5 protein-coding genes are annotated in these 6,484 nt (G+C 69.5%); 2 read left to right on the forward strand and 3 right to left on the reverse strand.

Going from position 1 to position 6,484, the window contains the following annotated elements:
* Positions 1 to 3 precede the first annotated feature (3 nt).
* Complete coding sequence (locus ACZ4MU_RS34260) at positions 4 to 609, forward strand: dihydrofolate reductase family protein (RefSeq protein ID WP_467883443.1); 606 nt, start codon at positions 4 to 6, stop codon at positions 607 to 609.
* Between the two features lie 383 nt (positions 610 to 992).
* Here the strand turns inward: ACZ4MU_RS34260 and ACZ4MU_RS34265 are convergent, their stop codons facing one another.
* From ACZ4MU_RS34265 to ACZ4MU_RS34275, 3 genes are all read right to left on the reverse strand, one after another.
* On the reverse strand, positions 993 to 1,475 hold the full coding sequence (locus ACZ4MU_RS34265; RefSeq protein ID WP_467883444.1) for a hypothetical protein: 483 nt from the start codon (positions 1,473 to 1,475) through the stop codon (positions 993 to 995).
* A gap of 372 nt (positions 1,476 to 1,847) precedes the next feature.
* Complete coding sequence (locus ACZ4MU_RS34270) at positions 1,848 to 2,315, reverse strand: SPW repeat protein (RefSeq protein ID WP_467883445.1); 468 nt, start codon at positions 2,313 to 2,315, stop codon at positions 1,848 to 1,850.
* Between the two features lie 507 nt (positions 2,316 to 2,822).
* On the reverse strand, positions 2,823 to 3,497 hold the full coding sequence (locus tag ACZ4MU_RS34275; protein ID WP_467883446.1) for a GNAT family N-acetyltransferase: 675 nt from the start codon (positions 3,495 to 3,497) through the stop codon (positions 2,823 to 2,825).
* 1,523 nt (positions 3,498 to 5,020) lie between these two features.
* On the opposite strand from ACZ4MU_RS34275, the gene ACZ4MU_RS34280 reads away from it, so the two are divergent.
* Positions 5,021 to 6,484: phospholipase D-like domain-containing protein (locus ACZ4MU_RS34280; RefSeq protein WP_467883447.1), on the forward strand; the 1,464-nt coding region annotated here is incomplete at its 3' end.

Raw genomic sequence — 6,484 nt, forward strand, 5'->3', positions numbered from 1 at the left:
ACCATGTCGGAGCTTCTCGTCGACTTCATCACCTCCCTCGACGGCCACGCATCGGGAGAGGGGTGGCCCGGGTTCTGGGGTCTGGAGGGCCCGGAGTACCTCGCGTGGCTCGGCGAGCAGCCCGCGGCCACCTACCTGATGGGAGCGAATACCTACCGCCTGATGTCGGGCTTCGCCGCAGGCGAGGTCCCGAACGACCAAGACGGGTTCAGGCCCGAAGAAGAGGCGTCCGTCGACGAGCTCACGCAAGCATCCAAGGTGGTGTTCTCCTCCTCCCTCGAGGAGCCACTGGCGTGGGCCAACTCCACGCTCATCCGCGACGACGCCATCGAGACGGTCCGCGCCATGAAGTCGAACGGCTCGGAGCTCCTCAGCACGATCGGCAGCCTCAGCCTGTGCCGATCCCTGCTACGAGCCGGACTCGTCGACCGCTTCCGGGTTGTGATGTTCCCGGTGATCACCGGGGCAACGGGCGAAGAACGCATCTACGACGGCTATCCGGACGTTGCCCTCGAAATGATCGAGCACCGCACCTTCGACGGTCGCATCCAACTGGTCGAGTACAGGCCCCGCGTGCTCGAGCACCCGCCGCTCGGCGGCCCTGCGTGACGTCGCCCCGCCGGCCCCGGCCTGGATGCCACCAGGCCGGCGCCGGCGGACGCGAGCAAGGCCGACAGCCTCGCCCAGGCAACCTGCCCCTGGTGGAAACTCCCGACGCGTTATAGGCCGGTCCCTTTGCGGGCCGGATGCCGCACGATGGCCGGCACGACGCGACTCGCCACCACGCCCCGCAGCAGCCCCGGCTGCCGCGGAACGGCCATCGCCTCGCTCTCGCCAAGCGGCTCAGATCGTGTCTGAGTCGGGCATGAGCACGCCCCGGATCAGCAAGGTAGCAACAACCCGGACAGCCGCTCTCTCCCTCCCGATCGCGCACGCACACGGACGCTCGAGTCGCCATAACCGGCACCGGCACCGGCACCGGCACCGGGAAGTCAAACCTGGGCCCAGAAGTCCGCCCAGAGGCGGGAGCCTTTCGTGACTGACTCGATGCCGGGCACGCCGTCGTCGCTCAGGTCCTGCCAACGGCGGGCTTCAGCGTCGGCCAGGACGTGCACGGCCTGGGGCGTGGCGGCCACGAACGCCGGGATTCGCAAGGCTTGGTGGCGGGCCTGTACAGGACTGTCGCCGCCGTCGGAACGGCCTGTCAGAACGGCTTCGTCGGCAGAAGTGCAGTAGGAGCCCCAGCGCTCCCACGCGCTCAACAGTGCGATATCGGGCGCCAGGACGGTGCCGGTCTGCGTCAGGGCGTTGACGATGAGGTCCAGATCGCGGGCACCGGGGGCAAACTCTGCGTGGCGTCCACGGATCGCATCGAAGCCGAGCAGCCGCCATCCCCCCTGGAGGTCCCAGCGCAGACGAGGCGCCGAGCTGGGCAGGTATGGGTTGACTCTCCGCTCGATGTCAAGATCGAGCACTTGACCGCAGCCTTGGCCGAGACCGAAGTGCGACTCGCGGACTTGGCCACCGCACACACGGTCACCGCCGAGCTCACACCTGAATGAGTCCTTCACACCGCGACACAGGGACGCACGCACCGGTATCCACCGGGACGACGTTTACGCCTGGATACAGATTCGCTACACAGCGTAGCGCAACAGGGTTCCTTTCGGTGGTTGCCCCGGGGGGTCGCGCCAGCGATATATGCCTATATGCAGTCACGGTCATGGGTGGCGCCCCCATGCGGGGCCGCGCGTCCGCCCCGGGGGCGGCGGCAGCACGGGCCCGCACGACTGCCGCCCCTGGCCAGGCCGGGGGCGGCAGCGGGGTGTGCCGGTTTCCGGCTCCTGTCAGGCTCCGGGCATGGGGCGGTGTGTGCCGGAACCGCGGCGGCTGGTGTTGTCGCGGGCGGCGGACGCGGCGGCGAGGGCGAGGAGGGTGGCGAGGGCGCCGGTGATGAGGTTGCTGGTGATCGAGCGGGTATGGGCCACGTCGCCCGCGACGACCCATGGGGCCACGCAGGTCCAGATGCCTATGGCGGCCGCCGCCCAGGCCATGGAATGGGTGCGCTCGTAGGAGTTGCCCAGCCCTCCCAGGAGAAGCATGTAGGCGATACCTGCGATGAGGTTGGTGACGGCGAGGGTGGTGAAGCCGTTGAAGCCGACGATCCACGGGGAAGCGGCGAGGAAGAGGCCGGTGAGCAGGGCCAGGGCCTCGACCATCTGGGCACGCGGGGTAGCGGCCGCGCGGTCGTGCCGGGCGCGCAGCTCCATCAGGTCAGGGTGCTCCTCGATGGGCGTGCGGTGGATTGACGTCATGATGGCCTCCAGAGAAGGAGTGGTTGACTCCCCTCTACCCGTAAGGCGGACATAAACTCACAAATAGGGCGATCAGTCTGGGAGCCCTCACGTGGCCACGGTGGGGAGGCCTCCGCAGACGGTGCGGCTCCCAGCTGTACGCTTCCGCCACTGCCGAGAAGTGCGCCGCGGGCTCGGTAGCGGGGGTCTCCCGCCCAGCCGCGCCGCAGCGTCTGCTCTGGCACCTCGACGGGCGCTCCGGAAAGCGGCCACGGCTGGTGTTCCATCGGTGTCTACCCGCGCCACCGTCCTCTCTACTGTCACAGCCCATTCCGTCGCGGGGAGCGGCCAGGCGCCCCGCAAGCCTCGCAGAACCTGTCGCGCTGACAGGCACACCCCCGCGGCAGCCGGCGCCGGACGAAGCTGCTTCCCAGCCTGGCGGACCGGGGACCCGTCCTGGAACCGGCTGGCCTGGTCTGGTGCGCCGCGTTGCCCGCGTACGACAGCGGCGGCCCCGGTGCAGCGCACTCAGGTCCCGACTGGCCCCCGGGCGATCAGGACATCGGCTTCGTGGCGCCAGCCGAGGCAGGAGTAGAGGCGCTGGCCTTCCTCACTGGCGATGAGAAGACCGGTGCGGGCGCCCTGGGCCACGGCGGCCTCCGCCAGCGCGCTCATCATGGCGCGGCCCAGGCCGCGTCGCCGGTGCGCCGCGTCCGTCTCGATGCGATCGGCGATCGCATCGGCGCCGACCACGGCGATGGTGCCGCGCGCCGCCACCTCACCGGAAGGATCACGGAGGGAGACAACCGTGACCGGCCCTTGCGTGTGAACCTCCCGCTTGTACGGCGCGGCGGGCGCGTGCTGCGGGTGCTCGCTCAGATCGGTCGTCATGAGCCACTCGGACCGGTGGAGCAACTCCAGTCCGGCGGCGCCGACGACGGCTTCGACGGTGCCCGGGCGCAGCGTAGGTACCGTAAGCCAGGTGGTCTGCCTCGCAGCGGCGACGGCCGCCGCAAGCCGTGCCAAGGACTCGGGCTCCTCATCCGCACGCAACGCGAAAACCTCGACCTCGCGGCCGGGTTGGCCGCACCTGGACTGTAGGCCGTCCCCGGCAGGCCCGACCGGCTCAGCCTCGGGCAGGGAACGAGCCACGGTCCAACCGTTCAGCCAACGCCGTATCAACTCTGATTCGATCTTCGTCATCCGGTGATTAGAGCATGGCCGCAACCGGTGGACGGGCGAATATTCAGCCCCCTCGTCCGCCGCCGCCGGGCGACGCAGCCTCCACCTGCCTGCCGGTCCACAAACCGGCACAGGGAGCAGCGGCCGTCCCCTTCACGGTCATCCCTCCAGGTGTTCATGAGCCGAGGGACGGGCCACGGCAACGGGCTCGGACGACAGTCCCAGCCCGTCCCCCAGGCCAGGACGACTGCCCGCCGGGTCTCGACGGCCTGTACCAGCACGCCCGGGGCACTGCCAGCGACAAGGTGGCCACCGGCCGCTATCCGGTGTTGTACGTACCGGACGCATGGGACGTGTGGTCCATGCTCGAACTCACCGTGCCCGGCATCGAGCGCCGCTGCCGCGACAACGGGGACAACGGGGACAACGCACTGTGTGGCTGTTGCACCCGGACGGCCCGTGGGCCCGGGCAGAGGGCCGGTGGCCGCGGTCTCCGTGCTCCTCCCGCGCGATCCGCGAGCACCTGCGCAAACGCGGCATCCGTGCGGTGACCCCCATGCCCGCCGACAAGAAGAAGCAGAACACGATGAAAGCAACCGTCGTGGCGGACTGACGGGGGTGCACACTGTGGACCGATGCGCTGCGGCCAGGACGGATGCATGATGCGAACGCCACCGCCCGTGAACAGCACAAACACGATCCGCCCGCTGTCACGCACCGACTCGTTAGCATCAGCCCGATCCGTCGATGCACACCTGCCGACGTCCTGTGCGCCCGCGAAGCACGCCCAGTGGCGGGCACCCCGCTGACGGCCGTACTTCGGCGCCGAAACGCCCGCGTCCTCCACTTTCGCGCGGCGCCCCTGGCCAGGGCCGCCCGCACGAAACGACGAGCATGGCCGTATCCGCCATGCACGCTCGTCACTCCGCGTCGCGCAAGGGGCAGATCTCTCCAGGGGACCGCCCCGGGCTGCGCCCGCGCTCGGGGCCAGACCGAGGAATTCGTGGCTCTGGGTGCTGTCGGAGTCCGAGACGCCGATGTAGACCAGGCTCACCGGGTTGCCGTCCTGACCCGTGGGCCCGCGACTCCGGTGGTGGCGACGGCCATCGAGCTCACCTAGAGTTGGCCGCCCTGAGCGGGACCGTGTCGTCCGGCCGCTCCGGCCCTCGATCATGCGGAGTCAACGACCGGGCGGGCGAGGGCGTCACACGCGCGTTGTCGAAATCGTACGGGCCACCAACGGGCCGTCCCGTCCCATCCGTCCGTCTGGACCTTAAGGCCGCCCACCAGGCCCTTTTCCCGGGTTCGGCGGAGCGTCGACCCCAGGGCGCCGGATAGTCTCCCCCGGTCCACTGTCTCCACAGAAGGGGGGAAGGCGCATGCGGATATCACGAACGTGGCTCGTGCTCGCGGCCCTCACCACCATGCTCGCGACCCTCGGTCCGGCGACGGCCTCGGCCCGATCCATGTCAGGACCTGAGGCAGCGTCAGTTTCCACGAGCGGCACGGCGTCACCGGCGGCCACTACAGATACAGCGTCGCCGGTGAGCACAACCGGTGCGGCGTCCCCGGTGGTCACCACGCCGACGGGAACGCTCCAGGCGTTCTTCAGCCGACCGACGGTCAACTCCTTCGACAACTCGCTCGAAGTAAACACCATCCGCCTGATCGACGCCGCGAAGCCTGGCTCGGACGTGCGGGTCTCCATCTACGCCATTGACCGCCAGAGCGTTGCCGACGCCCTCGTCGCCGCGAAGGAACGCGGCGTCGACGTACGAGTCATCGGGGAACGCTGCCACCAGGGGCCGACCGGCTGGATCTGCCCCGAGGCGGACTCCGCGCTGCTGCCCGTCCAAAAGGACCTGGACAACCGTCTCGGTACCGATCGGACGACGTGGTGCCTGAAGGGCTGCATGCGCACCCAAGTCGAGAATCACGACAAGTTCTGGCTGTTCGGCGCCCTCAGTGACGGTCGGACCAACGTGGTCGCCCAGTCCTCGTACAACATGGCCGAGAGCAGCTACGCACTGCACAACGACATGCTGATCAGCGCCGGCGACAGCGCGATCTACAACGCCTACCTCGGGGCATGGAACCGCATGTGGCAGGTCGAGGCGTCGGGGGGCGACGAAACCTGGACGGACACCAACGGCGGGCATCAGAGCGGGCACGGCGGCACCGTTGAGGCGTGGTTCTACCCGCGGGCCTCCGCCGAGGACGACATGCTCGCGGCCCGCATCGCCGCGGTCCCGTGCGCCTCGGGCGGCCACATTCGCATCGCGATGGCCAGTTGGAGGACCGACCGCCCGCTCGTCGAGACGGCGCTGCGCGGGCGCGCCCAGAGCGGTTGCCGCATCGAGGCCGTCATCAGCGCGGGTGCCGAGGACGGCGCGAAGTTTCTGCCGCCGCTCGGGGTACCGGTCTACGTCCTGCCGGACGGCGGGTGCGGCCGCGACCCCCAGGCTCCGAAGCTGGACGGCAGCCCGGGACGCCAGTGCTCCAACTACCTGCACTCGAAGTACGTCCTGCTGGAATGGACGGGAGCCGACGGCGTACCCGAGCGACACGTCTACACCGGCTCGGCCAACCTCTACGGCCCCACGATCACGAAGACCGACGAGTCCTCGCTGCACATCGCGAACGCGGCCATCTACGATGCCTACGCGGCGGACTGGCAGACGCTGCGCGACTCCACCGTCAAGTTCCTGCCCGAGCGCTTCCCTAATGCGGCCTTGACCGCCGGCGTCAACGCCGACTCCGTCGGTGACCAGCGGGCCCCCGCGGTCGCGGCCCGCAACGGCTGGACGGCGGTCGTCTGGGAGAGCCAGGCAACGCTCGGCGCGGGCCACCCGACCCATGTGTGGCTGCGCGTCTACAAGGACGGTGTCAGCCAGTACGAGACGCGCGTGTCCATGGACACCGAGAACGCGGACGGCAGCCACGTCGACCCGGACGTCGACATCGACGCGAACGGCAACGCCGTCGTCGTCTGGACCGAGGACGCCGAC

Source organism: Streptomyces sp. NPDC026377 (genome assembly GCF_055567715.1).